Source organism: Pseudomonas sp. UYIF39 (assembly GCF_029963765.1).
In the GTDB taxonomy this organism is placed as follows: Bacteria; Pseudomonadota; Gammaproteobacteria; order Pseudomonadales; family Pseudomonadaceae; genus Aquipseudomonas.
The window spans coordinates 26,066-41,486 of record NZ_JALBYU010000031.1; the positions used below are offsets into that span (position 1 = coordinate 26,066).

Annotated in this window: 15 protein-coding genes and 2 pseudogenes; 8 read left to right on the plus strand and 9 right to left on the minus strand. The window is 58.0% G+C overall.

What is annotated here, in order from left to right; all coding sequences use genetic code 11:
* Positions 1-79 precede the first annotated feature (79 nt).
* A complete protein-coding gene (gene ompR, locus MO767_RS27500) occupies positions 80-820 on the plus strand; it encodes a two-component system response regulator OmpR (protein WP_129439422.1) in 741 nt (246 codons plus the stop codon).
* Between the two features lie 115 nt (positions 821-935).
* Positions 936-2,249 (plus strand): ATP-binding protein, encoded by a 1,314-nt coding sequence (locus MO767_RS27505; protein ID WP_008149285.1) that lies wholly within the window; start codon positions 936-938, stop codon positions 2,247-2,249.
* 95 nt (positions 2,250-2,344) lie between these two features.
* On the opposite strand, the gene rimK is transcribed toward MO767_RS27505, so the two are convergent.
* Genes rimK through MO767_RS27520 form a run of 3 tightly spaced genes read right to left on the minus strand, consistent with a single transcriptional unit; the run spans position 2,345 to position 4,523 of the window.
* Entirely contained in the window at positions 2,345-3,250 is a 906-nt protein-coding gene (gene rimK / locus MO767_RS27510) for a 30S ribosomal protein S6--L-glutamate ligase (RefSeq protein WP_129439418.1), read from the minus strand.
* Positions 3,247-3,708 (minus strand): ATP-dependent zinc protease, encoded by a 462-nt coding sequence (locus MO767_RS27515; RefSeq protein WP_176471525.1) that lies wholly within the window; start codon positions 3,706-3,708, stop codon positions 3,247-3,249. The genes rimK and MO767_RS27515 overlap by 4 nt, the downstream gene beginning before the upstream one ends.
* Before the next feature lie 35 nt (positions 3,709-3,743).
* Positions 3,744-4,523, minus strand: coding sequence for an EAL domain-containing protein (locus tag MO767_RS27520; RefSeq protein WP_282483100.1), 780 nt, complete (start codon positions 4,521-4,523; stop codon positions 3,744-3,746).
* Positions 4,524-4,639: 116 nt separating this feature from the next.
* On the opposite strand from MO767_RS27520, the gene MO767_RS27525 reads away from it, so the two are divergent.
* Complete coding sequence (locus MO767_RS27525; RefSeq protein ID WP_282483101.1) at positions 4,640-5,047, plus strand: S4 domain-containing protein; 408 nt, start codon at positions 4,640-4,642, stop codon at positions 5,045-5,047.
* A 68-nt stretch (positions 5,048-5,115) separates the two neighbouring features.
* Here the strand turns inward: MO767_RS27525 and MO767_RS27530 are convergent.
* Positions 5,116-5,325, minus strand: a pseudogene (locus MO767_RS27530) (phosphoesterase); the annotation flags it as partial.
* A gap of 104 nt (positions 5,326-5,429) precedes the next feature.
* Here MO767_RS27530 and hslO point away from each other — a divergent pair.
* Positions 5,430-6,332 carry an Hsp33 family molecular chaperone HslO gene (gene hslO, locus MO767_RS27535; RefSeq protein ID WP_282483102.1) on the plus strand — a complete coding sequence of 301 codons (903 nt, stop codon included), beginning with the start codon at positions 5,430-5,432 and terminating at the stop codon, positions 6,330-6,332.
* Positions 6,333-6,514: 182 nt separating this feature from the next.
* Positions 6,515-8,056, plus strand: a complete 1,542-nt coding sequence (locus MO767_RS27540; RefSeq protein WP_201184215.1) for a phosphoenolpyruvate carboxykinase — start codon at positions 6,515-6,517, stop codon at positions 8,054-8,056.
* A gap of 127 nt (positions 8,057-8,183) precedes the next feature.
* On the opposite strand, the gene MO767_RS27545 is transcribed toward MO767_RS27540, so the two are convergent.
* The 5 genes and pseudogenes from MO767_RS27545 to MO767_RS27565 all read right to left on the minus strand — a co-directional run bounded on the left by MO767_RS27545 (position 8,184) and on the right by MO767_RS27565 (position 11,188).
* Entirely contained in the window at positions 8,184-8,660 is a 477-nt protein-coding gene (locus tag MO767_RS27545; protein WP_282483128.1) for a hypothetical protein, read from the minus strand.
* An 88-nt stretch (positions 8,661-8,748) separates the two neighbouring features.
* Positions 8,749-8,904: pseudogene (locus tag MO767_RS27550) on the minus strand (YhfG family protein); the annotation flags it as partial.
* A gap of 111 nt (positions 8,905-9,015) precedes the next feature.
* The gene (locus MO767_RS27555) at positions 9,016-9,312 is read right to left on the minus strand and encodes a hypothetical protein (protein ID WP_123367054.1); all 297 of its coding nucleotides are present in this window, start codon (positions 9,310-9,312) and stop codon (positions 9,016-9,018) included.
* A gap of 383 nt (positions 9,313-9,695) precedes the next feature.
* The gene (locus MO767_RS27560) at positions 9,696-10,823 is read right to left on the minus strand and encodes a hypothetical protein (protein ID WP_282483103.1); all 1,128 of its coding nucleotides are present in this window, start codon (positions 10,821-10,823) and stop codon (positions 9,696-9,698) included.
* 101 nt (positions 10,824-10,924) lie between these two features.
* Entirely contained in the window at positions 10,925-11,188 is a 264-nt protein-coding gene (locus tag MO767_RS27565) for a hypothetical protein (RefSeq protein WP_282483104.1), read from the minus strand.
* Positions 11,189-11,496: 308 nt separating this feature from the next.
* On the opposite strand from MO767_RS27565, the gene MO767_RS27570 reads away from it, so the two are divergent.
* From MO767_RS27570 to MO767_RS27580, 3 genes are all read left to right on the plus strand, one after another.
* Positions 11,497-12,000, plus strand: a complete 504-nt coding sequence (locus MO767_RS27570; protein WP_282483105.1) for a polysaccharide deacetylase — start codon at positions 11,497-11,499, stop codon at positions 11,998-12,000.
* Between the two features lie 129 nt (positions 12,001-12,129).
* Complete coding sequence (locus MO767_RS27575) at positions 12,130-14,064, plus strand: ATP-dependent DNA helicase RecQ (RefSeq protein WP_282483106.1); 1,935 nt, start codon at positions 12,130-12,132, stop codon at positions 14,062-14,064.
* Positions 14,065-14,166: 102 nt separating this feature from the next.
* Entirely contained in the window at positions 14,167-15,393 is a 1,227-nt protein-coding gene (locus tag MO767_RS27580; protein ID WP_282483107.1) for a 3-hydroxyacyl-CoA dehydrogenase, read from the plus strand.
* Positions 15,394-15,421 lie beyond the last annotated feature (28 nt).

A 15,421-nucleotide genomic window follows, 5' to 3' on the forward strand; every position in this document is an offset into this window, starting at 1 on the left:
GAAAAATCTGCTAACAATGCACACGGTGCGTATAACGGCAGCTACGCCATAATGCGCGCCGAGATCAAAGGAGCATCTAATGAGCAGCACTGCAAACATTGCTGAAGGCGAAAAAATTCTTATTGTTGACGACGATCCAGGGCTGAGCAGCCTGCTGGAACGTTTTTTCGTCAGCAAGGGCTACCGCGCCCGCGCCGTACCGAACACTGAACAAATGGATCGCCTGCTGGCGCGTGAAGTGTTCAACCTGGTCGTCCTCGACCTGATGCTGCCCGGCGAAGACGGCTTGACCGCTTGCCGTCGCCTGCGCACCTCGAACAACCAGATTCCGATCATCATGCTGACCGCCAAGGGCGATGAGCTGAGCCGCATCAAGGGCCTCGAACTGGGCGCCGACGATTACCTGGCCAAGCCATTCAACCCGGACGAGCTGATGGCTCGTGTCAAAGCGGTCCTGCGTCGTCAATCGACTCCTGTGCCGGGCGCACCGGGCAGCGAAGACGAAAGCGTGACCTTCGGTGACTACGAACTGTCCCTGGCCACCCGCGAGCTCAAACGCGGCGACGAAGTGCACATGCTCACCACCGGTGAGTTTGCGGTGCTCAAGGCGTTGGTCATGAACGCCCGTCAGCCACTGACCCGCGACAAGCTGATGAATCTGGCCCGTGGTCGCGAGTGGGACGCCCTGGAGCGCTCCATCGACGTACAGATTTCTCGTCTGCGCCGGATGATCGAGCCCGATCCGTCCAAGCCGCGTTACATCCAGACAGTCTGGGGCGTGGGTTACGTGTTCGTTCCGGATGGCGCCGCCACCAAGTGATCGGTGATTTGTAGGAGCGGGTCTTGCGGGCATCGGGTCAGATGACCTTGTTCGCAGACTCGCGATCCGCAATATGCGAGCATCGCTCGCTCCTGCAAGTGTGTAGCGGTTATCCATGAAAACCCCCGTTTGGTTCCCCCAGAGTTTCTTCTCCCGCACCCTTTGGCTGGTGCTTATCGTCGTGCTGTTTTCCAAGGCGCTGACCCTGGTTTATCTGTTGATGAACGAAGACGTGCTGGTGGACCGCCAATACAGCCACGGCGTCGCCCTGACGCTACGCGCCTATTGGGCGGCCGATGAAGAAAACCGCACGAAGATTGCCGATGCCGCGACCCTGATCCGGGTAGTGGGTGCTGGCGTGCCGGAAGGTGAGCAACACTGGCCTTACAGCGAGATCTATCAGCGGCAGATGCAAGCGGAGCTGGGGGCCGACACTGAAGTCCGATTACGCATGCACTCGCCGCCGGCCCTGTGGGTTCGGGCGCCAAGCCTGGGTGATGGCTGGCTGAAAGTGCCGCTTTACCCGCATCCGTTGCGCGGCCAGAAAATCTGGAATGTGCTCGGCTGGTTCCTCGCTATCGGTCTGCTGTCCACTGCCTCGGCGTGGATCTTCGTCAGCCAGCTCAATCAACCATTGAAACGTCTGGTGTATGCCGCGAGGCAACTCGGCCAGGGCCGCAGTGTGCGCCTGCCGATCAGCGACACGCCGAGTGAAATGACCGAGGTCTATCGCGCCTTCAACCAGATGGCCGAAGACGTCGAACAGGCCGGCCGCGAGCGCGAACTGATGCTCGCCGGGGTGTCTCACGACTTGCGCACGCCGCTGACCCGTTTGCGGTTGTCTCTGGAGCTGATGGGCGACCACAGCGACCTGACCGACGACATGGTCCGCGATATCGAAGACATGGACGCGATTCTCGATCAGTTCCTGGCGTTCATTCGCGATGGTCGCGACGAGTCGGTGGAAGAGGTGGACCTGAGCGATCTGGTGCGCGAAGTCGCGGCGCCGTACAACCAGAACGAAGAGAAAGTGCGACTGCGCCTGGAGCCGATTCAGCCGTTTCCGTTGCGCCGGGTGTCGATGAAGCGGCTGCTGAACAACCTGATTGGCAACGCCTTGCATCACGCGGGCAGCGGGGTTGAGGTGGCGGCTTATGTGTCCGGGGACACCAGCGCGCCGTATGTGGTGCTGAGTGTCATGGACCGTGGGGCGGGGATTGATCCGTCCGAGCTGGAAGCGATCTTCAATCCATTTACTCGGGGTGACCGTGCCCGTGGCGGGAAGGGGACCGGGTTGGGCTTGGCGATCGTGAAGCGGATTGCTTCGATGCATGGCGGGAATGTTGAGCTGCGTAACCGTTCTGGTGGCGGGCTGGAAGCGCGGGTGCGTTTGCCGCTTGGGTTGATGTTGCCGCGGGATGCGGTTTAACGGCTGAAAAGATCGCAGCCTCGCTTCGCTCGACAGCTCCTACAGGAAAATGCGATCCCCTGTAGGCGCTGCCGAAGGCTGCGATCTTTTCGCTTTTAGCCTTTCCCTTTGGTACGCGTCATGTTCGGCCCACCATTCTTCTCCAGATGCTCAATGATGATCCCCGCCACGTTCTTGTTGGTGGTGGTTTCAATCCCTTCCAACCCCGGTGACGAATTCACTTCCATCACCAGCGGCCCGTGATTGGAACGCAGGATGTCCACGCCCGCCACCGCCAACCCCATGACCTTCGCCGCACGCAATGCCGTCATGCGTTCTTCCGGCGTGATCTTGATCAGGCTGGCAGTGCCACCCCGATGCAGGTTGGAGCGAAACTCCCCAGGCTTGGCCTGACGCTTCATCGCCGCGATCACTTTGTCGCCCACCACGAAGCAGCGAATGTCCGCCCCGCCGGCTTCCTTGATGTATTCCTGAACCATGATGTTCTGCTTCAGGCCCATGAACGCCTCGATCACCGACTCCGCCGCCGTCGCCGTTTCACACATCACCACGCCGATGCCCTGAGTGCCTTCCAGCACCTTGATCACCAGTGGCGCGCCGTTGACCATCTCGATCAAGTCGGGAATGTCGTCCGGGGAGTGCGCAAAACCGGTGACCGGCAAACCAATCCCCCGGCGTGACAGCAATTGCAGGGACCGCAGTTTGTCCCGCGAGCGGGCGATGGCCACCGATTCATTGAGTGGAAAAACGCCCATCATTTCGAACTGGCGCAACACCGCGCAACCATAAAACGTCACCGATGCACCGATCCGCGGGATCACCGCATCGAAACCCTCCAGCGGCTTGCCGCGGTAGTGGATCTGCGGCTTGTGGCTGGCGATGTTCATGTAGGCGCGCAGGGTGTCGATCACCACCATTTCATGGCCACGTTCGGTACCGGCTTCGACCAGACGACGAGTGGAATACAGACGCGGGTTCCGCGACAGCACAGCGATCTTCATGCAACACCTGTGGAAGAGGTAGATACCGGGAACACCGGCTTGTCTTGTACATACTTAATGCCCGGATTGACCACCAACTGGCCGTCGATCAAGGCTTTGGAACCGAGTAACAGGCGATAACGCATGGACTTGCGGCAGGCGAGGGTGAACTCGACCCGCCAGACCCGATCACCGAGGGCCAGGGTGGTGCTGACCACGTAACGCATCTGCGCGTGGCCGTTGGAGCTTTTGATGGTCTTCATCGTCACCAGCGGTGCTTCGCAGCGTCGGTGGCGCAGTTGCACCACCGTGCCCAAGTGAGCAGTAAAGCGCACCCACTGTTCCCCGTCGCGCTCGAACGGTTCGATATCGGTGGCATGCAGGCTGGAGGTGCTGGCGCCGGTGTCGATTTTTGCCCGCAGGCCCGCGACTCCCAAATCAGGGAGCGCCACCCACTCGCGCAGACCGACAACGGTCAAATGGTCAAATGTCTTCAATAGGAATAAACCAGCGATTAATGCGTCCAGGCCCCAGGCGTTACCTGAGCCAACGCTTTGAATGCAGGTTTGGCGAACCAGTAACCTTGCATCAGAAAAATTCCACAGTCCGCCAGGAAGTCCCGTTCTCCGGCGCTTTCGATCCCTTCGGCAATGACTGTAACGTTCAGCTCCGCACAGATTGTGACAATCCCTCGAACGATAGCCTGACGAACACGATCACGGTCGACATCGCGGATCAGTGCCATGTCGAGTTTGATCAGGTCCGGTTGGAAATCAGCGAGCAGATTGAGCCCCGAGTAGCCCGCGCCGAAATCGTCGATGGCGGTCTTGAAGCCGAATTCGCGGTATTCACGCAGAATATTGGTCAAATGGCGATAGTTATCTACGTGCTGGCTTTCCAGGGTTTCGAAAATCAACCGGTCGATGGGGAAGTTGTGTTTTTTCGCGGCTTCCAGCGTGCTGCGAATACACAGTTCCGGGCGGTACACGGCGTTGGGCATGAAGTTGATCGACAGGTGTGTCTGCATCCCTAGATTTGCCGCCCCTTCAATGGCTCGCATCCGGCAGAGCTGGTCGAAACGGTAGCGGTTGTCCTCGGTGATCTGATTGAGCACCGACAGCGCACCTTCACCGGCGAGGCCCCGTACCAATGCTTCGTGGGCAAAAATCGACTGGTCTCGCAAATCAACGATCGGCTGGTAGGCGAAGGTAAAATCGAAGCCCAGTGGCTCGCTTTGCTGACAACCCTGGCACCCGCCCAGAGGCGAGGTCAATGAAGACGGAAATGTAGTCACTCGATCACTCCATGCCGGTGATCCGGCCAAGAACGCATTCTAGCTGGAGGGCCGAGTTATTGCGCCCGACAGAAACGGTAGTACAGTTCCGACTATTGGCTGAGAGAGGAATTCAAGTGGCACAAAAACAGGAAGAGGACGACAAGGTCCGTCTCGATAAGTGGTTGTGGGCTGCGCGTTTTTATAAAACACGCGCCTTGGCCAAGGCGGCGATTGAAAGCGGCAAGGTGCATTGTCGGGGCGAGCGTTGCAAGCCGGGCAAGGAACCGAGGGTCGGTGACGAGTTTCAAATTCGCGTAGGGTTCGAGGAGCGCACGGTGGTGGTTCAGGCGCTGTCGATCGTACGCCGTGGCGCACCGGAGGCTCAGGCGCTCTACGCTGAAACCGAAGCCAGCATCGCCAAGCGCGAGGCCGCTGCGGCCATGCGTAAGGCCGGTTCACTGGGCGTTAGCACCGATGGCAAACCGAGCAAGAAGCAGCGACGGGATTTGTTCAAGTTTCGTGGAAGCAGCAACGACGAGTAAGACAAATGTTGCTGTGTTGTTTGTGAGGCAGCCTTCGCGAGCAAGTGCGCAGCACTCGCCTGGCCGGCAATCACCCCAACCATCGCATCGACGGGACGCAGACTTGCAATTGCCCAAACGTGTAGCCATATCGGGTTAAACGCCAGCCACTCGTCGAAAATCACACGCAGCCTCTGCCCGTAGGCCATAACCAGAAGGCCAGCAGCGCGAGAGCAAAGAATTGCCTAAAGCCAACCGGCGGTGTTCCACCTTGCTTGGAACAAACCCGGATTGTTCATAAAATGCCCCTCACGGCTGAACATCGCGCACCAAAATGGTGCCGCAGAGGCGCAATTTCTCACTGTTTGAAATCATTTTGTCATTACTTCAGATACCCAGACCTATGACCGATTTACCGGATACCGACTACACCCAACGCTTCATCTTCGATGACAGCGACACCCGCGGCGAACTGGTTGCGTTGGAGCGTAGCTACGCCGAAGTCCTCGCTAAACACCCGTACCCGGAGCCGGTTGCACAACTGCTCGGCGAGCTGATGGCGGCGGCATCGTTGTTGGTTGGCACCTTGAAGTTCGATGGCTTGCTGATTCTCCAGGCTCGTTCCGAAGGCCCGATCCCGTTGCTGATGATCGAGTGCTCCAGCGAGCGCGAAATCCGTGGCCTGGCCCGATACGAGGCCGACCAGATCGCCCCCGATGCGACCCTCGCCGACCTGATGCCCAACGGCGTATTGGCGCTGACCGTCGACCCGACCCAGGGCCAGCGTTACCAGGGCATCGTCGACCTCGATGGCGAAACCCTGTCGGAGTGCTTCACTAACTACTTCGTGATGTCCCAACAAGTCGGTACGCGTTTCTGGTTGTACGCCGATGGCCGTCGCGCCCGTGGCCTGTTGCTGCAGCAGCTGCCCGCTGACCGTTTGAAAGACGAAGAAGAACGCGCCGCCAGCTGGCAGCACATCACCGCGCTGGGCAGCACCCTGACCGCCGATGAATTGCTGAGCCTGGACAACGAAACCATTCTCCATCGCCTCTACCACGAAGAGCAGGTTCGACTGTTCGATGTGCAGAGACTGCGCTTCCGTTGCAGCTGCTCTCGCGAACGTTCTGCCAATGCGCTGGTCAGTTTGGGTCTGGAAGATGCCCAGTCACTCGTGATCGAACACGGTGGCAATATTGAGATTGACTGTCAGTTTTGCAACGAGCGCTACCTGTTCGACGCTGCCGATATCGCTCAATTGTTCGCTGGAGCGGGTGTCGATACGCCGTCAGATACCCGTCACTAAAACGGTTCAGCGCAGGTAAATTCACTGGTTTGTGCCGGAATAACGCCGTTACGACGGGAGGGCCCTACTATTTTTGGGCTTTTCTGGCATAATCCGGCCCACTTTTTGTCGCGGTAGTAGTGCACGACTTTCTACTACAAAACGTTTGGAGCACACTCGGCCACTGGCCGACGGGGAATCTCATGACGCAAGCCAATAACGCCGTGTACACGGATCTGAGTGTTGATGATCTGGTAAAAGAAGCTCTGAGTCGCGGTGAGGGCGAGCTTGCCGATACCGGCGCGCTGACTGTTCGCACCGGTCACCGTACCGGCCGCTCGCCAGTCGATCGTTTCATCGTTGACGAGCCGTCCACTTCGGCTTCCATCGCCTGGGGCCCGATCAACCGCAAGTTCCCGGCCGACAAGTTCGATGCCCTGTGGGACCGCGTTGAAGCGTTCAACAACGCACAAGAGCATTTCGTTTCCCACGTGCATGTAGGTGCGTCCGAAGACCACTACCTGGCCGTGAAGATGACCACCCAGACTGCCTGGCAGAACCTGTTTGGCCGTTGCCTGTTCATCAACCCGGAAAAGTACAACCCGGCTGGCCGTGATGAGTGGCAAGTGCTCAACGTTGCCAACTTCGAATGCGTGCCAGAGCGTGATGGCACCAACTCCGACGGTTGCGTGATCCTCAACTTCGCTCAGAAGAAAGTGCTGATCGCCGGCATGCGTTACGCCGGTGAAATGAAGAAAGCCATGTTCTCGGTGCAGAACTACCTGCTGCCGGCTGCCGACGTACTGCCAATGCACTGCGCCGCCAACATCGGCGAAGCGGGCGACGTGACCCTGTTCTTCGGTCTGTCCGGCACCGGCAAAACCACCCTGTCCGCCGATGAAAGCCGTTACCTGATCGGTGACGACGAGCACGGCTGGGGCGAAGGCGTTGTCTTCAACATCGAAGGCGGCTGCTACGCCAAGTGCATTGACCTGTCCGAGAAGAACGAGCCGGTCATCTGGAAAGCCATCAAGCACGGCGCAGTCCTGGAAAACGTCGTTATCGATGACGCCAAGCATGCCGATTATGCTGATGTCAGCCTGACCCAGAACAGCCGCGCCGCCTACCCGCTGGAGCACGTCGCCAAGCGTTCCGAGAAAAACCTCGGTGGCGAGCCTAACGCTGTGATCTTCCTGACCTGCGACCTGACCGGCGTACTGCCGCCAGTGTCGATCCTCAGCGAAGAACAAGCGGCCTACCACTTCCTGTCCGGCTACACCGCACTGGTGGGCTCGACTGAAATGGGTTCCGGCAGCGGCATCAAGTCGACCTTCTCCACCTGCTTCGGCGCACCGTTCTTCCCGCGTCCGGCTGGCGAATACGCAGAACTGCTGATCAAGCGCATCCGCGGCTTCGGCTCCAAGGTCTACCTGGTCAACACCGGCTGGACCGGCGGTGGCTACGGCGTCGGCAAACGCTTCAACATCCCGACCACGCGCGGCGTGATCGCAGCGATCCAGAGCGGCGCGTTGATCGGCGTTGAAACCGAGCACCTGGACACCATCAACCTCGACGTGCCACTGGCCGTACCGGGCGTTGAAACTGGCCTGTTGAACCCACGTAATACCTGGGCTGACAAGGCTGCTTATGATGAAGCCGCTAAAGCACTGGCTGGGTTGTTTGTTGAGAACTTCAAGAAGTTTGAAGTGAGCGACGCGATCAAGGCTGCTGGGCCTAAGCTGTAAGGCTTGGATTTAGCGAATGAAAAAGCCGCCCTTCGGGGCGGCTTTCTTATTTGTGGCTTGGTACTTTATTTGTATAAGGGGAGATGTCGTGTTAGCCCCGTGCACGCGCCACCATCTGCCCAACTTGTTATGTACTGGGCTCAGGCTTCTTATTTTTCGTAAATAAGGCGGAAAATGCGTCGGTATTCAGTGGGACGTCGCCAAGATCGATCCCGCTGTAACCCGACTCACGAATAACACTACCTGTCTGAGAGCCGGATGGTTTGCTTACCTTGGAGGTAATGGTGCTTTGTTCGCGCATGGGATTTTCTGCTTTTGGGCTGGGGGTTCGACTTAACTGGGCGTCCTGTAATCGACGTCCAATCTCATCGGATTCGCCAACCTTGTTCAAGTCTTGCTCCAGCCCCAATACCTGCATCACTGACAGATACGCTCCCATCCCATCGTTACCCCCGCGGGCATCGGCGTCGTCGCAGCCCAGGTCGAAATTGATCGAGGTGATGAGGCTGATCGTTTTGCGTTCAGGCAGACCGAGCTCTTCGTGCAGTAACTGCATAAGCAAGTGCATCGCGTGGTCGTTGGGGAAGTTGGGGGCGAGGTTCATTCGGGTGCGTCCGGTTGGGCTTGAACGGATCTTATTTGTCGTCAGGTTTGGGGGGAAGGGCGGGAGCAAATTTTGACGGCTCGTCTTGTCGATATTTGGTGAGCGCTTCTTCTCGTGTCGGAAGTGGTTGGTCGAGATCTGCTGCTGAAGTGTCGAATCCTGCGAGATGCAGGCTCGCCAAGTAGTTTGAGCAGCGGATTTTTTCATAGTGTGCTTGTTTTTGTTTGAAGGTTATTTCGCTCATCACGATTTTCCGTGCTGCCAGATGGCCTGTTCTGGGCTGGAATTATGCATCGTGTTCATCGCAGGCAAGCCAGCTCCCACAAGGGCGCGGCTTGCCTGCTGGTGCTCAACGTCAGGTTGGTGCTTTCCAGCCCATCATGCGTTGTTGGGCGACTTTCAGTAGGTCGCAGCCGTCCTGAGTCAACAGGTAGAGGGCGTGGGTGATATGCGGGATGTCTTCAACGTCACCGTTTTTGAAGCATTGGCAATGTAGGGTTTTGAGTAGGTCGCCGGAGGCTCGGATGCGCTGGAGCGCGGCTTCGAGGATGTCCTGGGGGTTGGCCTCTGTGTCGATGATCAGGGGCGGGGAATCGGTGAGGTTGGTTTGGAGGGGGCGGTAGCGATCGGGGAACGGGTTCAATTTATTCATTTTATGTATTCTCAAATGCATCAGATGAAACCACTACCATCGTGACCAAGCGATGGAGGCGGACTGTGTTCGGGTTGGTCAGCCGGAGGAATACATAAGACCGGCACGCCATAAGGCGTCCCAAACACAGCCACCATATAGCGTGCAGACACTTGAGGTGCCGGCAGCATACAACGGACGCGTTTATGTATTCCATCGAGTGACCAAGCCCGAGTCGCTGATTTGGCAGCGCCAGCCCGACTATAGGTGTGAGCAGCCGGGTGGCGATAGACGACAAAGAGTCCCCGCTTGTAGGATCGGGCCGAACCTTGGCTAGGTCGTTTCTATAGGAATTTTCGCGACAAAATTTCTCCTGCTTTTTCGCCATCCCACGCCCCACCACCTCAACGAATATGCTGATACGCCGCCACATCCAGCAGGCTAGTGGTCAACCCCGTCGCCGGCGCATAGATCGTGCCTTTCACCGCCGAGAACCTGACCCCATTACTACCCAGCGAAACGTAGCGCTCGCCCTGGTCCAGCTCGGTGAAGTAGGTGTACGAGCACTTTTCCATCGCTTTGTATTTCGCGGCGGCGCTGACCATGGTGTTGTGGTGGTTCTGCAGGTCGGCGGGGGTCAGGTTGAGGGTTTTGTTTAGCGGCACACCCCAGCGCTTGAGGCACACTTCGGCAAAGTGGCGGACGATCAGGCCGGGCTCGGCCAGCGCTTTAGGGCCGCTGACACCATCTGCGGCGGCGTTGCCAACCAGCGTGCCATGGCGGCCGGGCATGGGATAAATGTGGGTTCGGGTGCCGGTGGCCGTTTGCGGGATGACACAGCTGAAGCCTTTGGAGCGCTCGTCTCGGGCGTAGAAGCCGACGTATTCTTTTACGTTGGCATTCAGTTTTACTTTGTCTTCCTGGAAGTTGCCGATGCCCGGTACCGGATCAAGCGCAAAGATATTCACCGGGATGTTTTTCAGTGCACTGTCCTTGAACATGGCATTGGCCAGCATATGGCAACTAATGCCGCCGCGGCTCCAGCCTATCAAGTTGACCTTGGTTGGAATAACGCCGTCCTTGCGAAATGTTTTAATGATTTGTTCTTGCAACTTCTGCTGGGTCACACTACGGTCGCCGTAGTTATATTTACGCCACAGCCAGGAGCCTTCGACGATCACGTCTTCGATGGGAATACCTGCAGCCTTCAGGCGGTTGTATTCGGTCTCGGTCAGTTTTTCACGCTGCCAGTCACACTGTCCTTTGATGATGTTGATGGCGTGCTTTACGTTCTCTTCCCAACCCTTGCCGAACAATGTTCCGCTGAGGCCATAGTCCTTGGATTGGGTAAACAGTTCATCAGCTTGCAGGTTGCTGGTGCCCGGACCATCGATCACGATCCATTCAGCGAACTCCCGGCCGGCATGATGGGAGGCCAGCGTCGAAACCAATTCACCGTTCCAGTAAGTTGGGTTTTGGTTGTCAAATTTGGTCGAGCCGGTACCGCAAAAGAAAATAGTTAATGTAGTCATTGTTGTGCTCTTGTTTGATTTAAGAGCTTGCAGACTAGTTTGAGTTGTTTTAATAATGAAGCGGTTAGTTGTTGCCGGGTTTGTAGCGTTAGTTTTAAGTTCTAGTGTTCTATTCTTTGTTTGGCAACTTCTAGAAGCTCGCAGCCATCCTGCGTTAATAAATAAAGCGCATTCACTATATGAGGGATGTCTTTAACATCAGCCTGTTTGAAGCACAGGCAATAAAGCGTTTCAAGTAAATCGCTGGCTGCGCGCAGGCGTTGGTGCGCTGCGTCGAGGACGGCACCCGTGCTGGCCGCGGTGTCGATGACGAGGACGGGCGTTTCGCTGTAGCTGGTTTTGAGTGGGCGATAGCGGTCTTGCATTTAGGTCAGTCCTGTAGGAAGTCGGGCAGTCTCGCCGGCAGGTCGACACCCTGTTTTCAGCCGCGCTGCAAACTATGAAGGTGGCGACGCAGCGCGGCAATACGGCAGCAATGGACAGGTCTTGTAGGGGTTTTACCTGCCTTTTCGGACCGAACCTACGCGTTTCCCGAGGTTTTTTACGCCTAAATCCTTAGACGGCAAATTTCCTACGGGTTTGTCAGGCGTAATGCATCAAACCTCTGTATGGTGCGCGCCAGAATCAGTAGGACGTTTCGAAACGTCCGTCCAACGCTTAAAGGGAATTAGGTATGAAATGGCTACGTACGGCCTCGATTTTGTTGCTGTGGGCCGGGATTTGTCGCGCAGCAGGTGCTGATGACGCCGGTAACTCGATGGCCCTGGCCAATATGGATCGCACCGGTTGGCCGGATGCGCTGACCAGTCAGGTGAGCATGGACACCGCTTTGCGCGCTGAAGTGCTGATGTTCGGCAAGGCATTGCTGGCCAGCGAAGCGCTGGACGAACAGAGCCTGAAACAACGACTGGGCGTGCAGGATGTGAAGCTCAAATCGGTCAGGCAAGTGCGTGAAGGGCTGTGGGACCGGCTACTGATCACCTACCGCAGCGCCAGCCAGAACTGCGACGGCGAACCCTTCTGCCCCCGCGCGCGAAGCGTCGCTGATTTGCGTCAGTTGGCAGCGGCGTTCACCGGCGAAATCAGCCCGGCCCATGCGGCATGGGCGAGCAAGAGCCGGGTGTTTCATGAGCAGGCGTTGAATGAGCAACTGCGAGTGGCGGTGTTGGTGCCATAGCCTCATCGTCTGCTGACGATCGTTCGAAGCTGTATCATCCCGTATCGTTTTGGTCCCCGACCTTTTCTCGACTCGCTGCATTTGCCGGCTAGGCTTTGGGCTTCGCAGCGGTCAACGGAGTGACAGCTTATGCACAACACCCTGGAACAGGTTTTCGGTTACCCACAGTTTCGGCCCGGCCAGGAAGCGGCGGTCAGCGCGGTGTTGGCTGGGCGCTCGGCGGCGGCGATTTTCCCCACCGGCTCGGGCAAGTCCCTTTGTTATCAATTGCCGGCCTTGCTGCTACCGCACCTGACGCTGGTGGTCTCGCCGCTGTTGGCGTTGATGCAGGATCAACTGGCGTTCCTGCAGCGCCACGGTATTGCGGCGGGCAGTATCGATTCGGCCCAAAGCCGCGATGACGCCAGCGACGTGATGGCTCGGGCCAAGTCTGGCGAACTGAAGATTTTGATGATCTCTGTGGAGCGCCTGAAGAACGAGCGTTTCCGCAATTTCTTGCAGCAGGTGCCGATCTCGCTGTTGGTGGTGGATGAGGCGCACTGTATTTCCGAGTGGGGCCACAACTTTCGCCCCGACTACCTCAAACTCCCCGACTATCAGCGCCAGTTCAACATCCCTCAGGCGCTGCTGCTGACCGCCACCGCGACACCCAAGGTGATCGCTGACATGGAGGCCAAGTTCGCCATCGCCCCCGAAGACGTGGTAACCACCGGTTTCTATCGGCCGAACCTCAATCTGCTAGTGGAACCGGTGCGCGGTCAGGACAAGCGCCGACGCCTTGTCGAATGGATGAGCCAGCGTCCCGACCAGCCGAGCATTGTCTACGTCACCCTGCAGAAAACCGCCGAGCACATTGCCCAACATCTGTCCCGCAACGGCATTCAGGCGCAGGCCTATCACGCCGGTCTGCCTCACGAACAACGCGAAGCAATTCAGCGCCGGTTCATGGGCGGGCAGTCTAATTGCATCGTTGCCACCATCGCGTTCGGCATGGGCATCGACAAGAGCGACATCCGCAACGTGGTGCATTTCGACCTGCCCAAATCCATCGAAAACTACAGCCAGGAAATCGGCCGCGCCGGGCGTGACGGGCAGCCGTCCGACTGTCTGGTATTGGCCAACCGCGACAGCCTCAATGTGCTGGAAAACTTCGTCTACGGTGATACGCCGGAGCTGGACGGCATCCGCTATGTGCTCGACGAGTTGCAAGCCGCCGCGCCCGAGGGGCAGTGGGAGTTTCTGTTGGGGCCGTTGGCGGACCAAAGCAACATCCGCCAATTGCCGCTCAAGACCTTGCTGGTGCAGTTGGAGCTGCGCGGAATCATTGCGCCGCGTTACGCCTATTACGCCGAATACCGCTTCAAGTACTTGCAGGAACCCGAGGCTTTGCTGGCCCGCTTCGAGGGTGAGCGCAAGGACTTCGTCGCGGCGATCATCCAGACCTCGAACCGCGCACGGACCTGGGCCACGGTGAATTTCGATGCGCTGTATGAGCAGCATCAGGCCGAGCGTAATCGCGTGGTGAAGGCGCTGGATTATTTCCAGGAAAAGGGCTGGGTCGAGCTCGAAAGCAAGCAAATGACCGAGGTCTACAGCCTGCTGCAAACGGACTTCAACAGCCAGGCCCTGAGCGCCGAGCTACACGCCTACTTCACCCGGCACGAGCGCACCGAGATCGCGCGGATTCACGCCATGCTGGATCTGTTTGCCACAGACCATTGCCTGGGTTATCGCCTGGCCGAGTACTTCGGCGATGAAAATGCGCCGCAGCAGTGCGGGCATTGTTCGGTGTGTCACGGGGAAGTGGCGCGACTGCCGGCGCCACCGGAATTACCGGCGCTTGTGGATAAAAACTTCGAGGCGTTGTGCGCTGATTTTATCCACAGGCATGAGCAGCACACCGGCAACGCTCCGTCGGCGGAACGCGTGACGCGGTTTTTGTGCGGGATCAGCGTGCCGCTGTTCACCAAGCTCAAGGCACGGTCGATTCCGGGGTTCGCGGCGCTGGAGGATTATCCGTATGCCGAAGTCCGGACGTGGGCCGAGGCGCATTTGCCGGCGTAGATCCATCCGCTGAATGTTGCTCATCACAGGAATAAATTTCAAAAATACGCGGTGGCTGACTATGGTGAGGACTGTCTTTGGATCGCCAACAAGAGAACAACTATGAGCCAGACACCGTTCAATATTCAGCGCGCCGCCGTCATTGGCGCAGGCACCATGGGCCGTGGCATTGTCATGTGTCTGGCCAACGCCGGCGTCCAGGTGCAGTGGGTCGATAACAATCCACAGATGCTTGAACAGGCGCTGGCTACCGTGGCGGACACCTACGCCCACAACGTGCGTCAGGGACGGATCGATCAGGCCGAAGCGGACGCACGCATAGCACGGGTAACGGCGGCTGCTGACTACGCGGCGATCTGCGATGTCGATCTGGTGATCGAAGCGGTGTACGAAAACCTCGAACTCAAGCAGAAAATATTTCGTGAACTGGACGGTCTGCTCAAACCTGAAGCGATTCTGGCCAGCAATACCTCGGCGCTGGATATCGACGCCATCGCCGCGACCACTCGCCGTCCGCAACAGGTCCTGGGCCTGCACTTCTTCAGCCCGGCGCACATCATGAAACTGCTGGAAATCGTTCGCGGTGCCCAGACTTTGCCGGTGGTGCTTGAGGCTGCTCTGGCACTGGGCAAGCGCATGGGGAAGGTCAGTGTGGTGTCGGGCAACTGCCATGGTTTCATCGGCAACCGCATGCTGCATCCGTATGTGCTCGAAGCGCGCAAGATGCTGCTCGAAGGCGCTTATCCCTATCAGGTCGATGCGGTACTGCAAGGTTTTGGCTTTGCCATGGGGCCGTTCCGCATGTACGACGTGGTCGGCATCGATCTGGAGTGGCGTGCCCGGCAGTTGGCCGGCATAGGGCAAGATGCGCCTGAGGTTCAGATAGACAATCGTCTGTGCGAATTGGGTCGTTTCGGCCAGAAAAGTGGCAATGGGTATTATCACTATGAGCCGGGCAGTCGCCAGGCTGAGCACGATGTTGAAGTCGATGCGCTGGTGTTGAAGGTCGGCGAAGGCCTGGGCTTCCAGCGTCGCGAGATCGGGCCTGAGGAGATTCTGGAGCGCTGCTTGCTGGCACTGGTCAACGAGGGTGCGAAGATTCTTCAGGAAGGGATTGCCGAATCGGCGCACGACATCGATCTGGTGTACCTCAATGGCTACGGCTTCCCGGCGGACAAGGGTGGGCCGATGGCCTGGGCGGATCAGCAAGGGTTGGCGGATATTCACCAGCGGTTGATAGCGCTTGAGACACGCCAAGGTGATCACTGGAAGCCGGCGCGCTTGATTGGCGAGTTGGAGGCGATGGGTAAAGGGTTTGCGGACCGGTAAACTTCATCCACTTCGAGACGAGAACTGC

Bases quoted from the DNA above. Each gene is read 5' to 3' on its own strand.
- ompR (WP_129439422.1), top strand. From the start codon at position 80: ATGAGCAGCACTGCAAACATTGCTGAAGGCGAAAAAATTCTTATTGTT.
- MO767_RS27505 (WP_008149285.1), top strand. From the start codon at position 936: ATGAAAACCCCCGTTTGGTTCCCCCAGAGTTTCTTCTCCCGCACCCTT.
- rimK (WP_129439418.1), bottom strand. From the start codon at position 3,250: ATGAAGATCGCTGTGCTGTCGCGGAACCCGCGTCTGTATTCCACTCGT.
- hslO (WP_282483102.1), top strand. From the start codon at position 5,430: ATGACCGATTTACCGGATACCGACTACACCCAACGCTTCATCTTCGAT.
- MO767_RS27540 (WP_201184215.1), top strand. From the start codon at position 6,515: ATGACGCAAGCCAATAACGCCGTGTACACGGATCTGAGTGTTGATGAT.
- MO767_RS27545 (WP_282483128.1), bottom strand. From the start codon at position 8,660: ATGAACCTCGCCCCCAACTTCCCCAACGACCACGCGATGCACTTGCTT.
- MO767_RS27555 (WP_123367054.1), bottom strand. From the start codon at position 9,312: ATGAATAAATTGAACCCGTTCCCCGATCGCTACCGCCCCCTCCAAACC.
- MO767_RS27560 (WP_282483103.1), bottom strand. From the start codon at position 10,823: ATGACTACATTAACTATTTTCTTTTGCGGTACCGGCTCGACCAAATTT.
- MO767_RS27565 (WP_282483104.1), bottom strand. From the start codon at position 11,188: ATGCAAGACCGCTATCGCCCACTCAAAACCAGCTACAGCGAAACGCCC.
- MO767_RS27570 (WP_282483105.1), top strand. From the start codon at position 11,497: ATGAAATGGCTACGTACGGCCTCGATTTTGTTGCTGTGGGCCGGGATT.
- MO767_RS27575 (WP_282483106.1), top strand. From the start codon at position 12,130: ATGCACAACACCCTGGAACAGGTTTTCGGTTACCCACAGTTTCGGCCC.
- MO767_RS27580 (WP_282483107.1), top strand. From the start codon at position 14,167: ATGAGCCAGACACCGTTCAATATTCAGCGCGCCGCCGTCATTGGCGCA.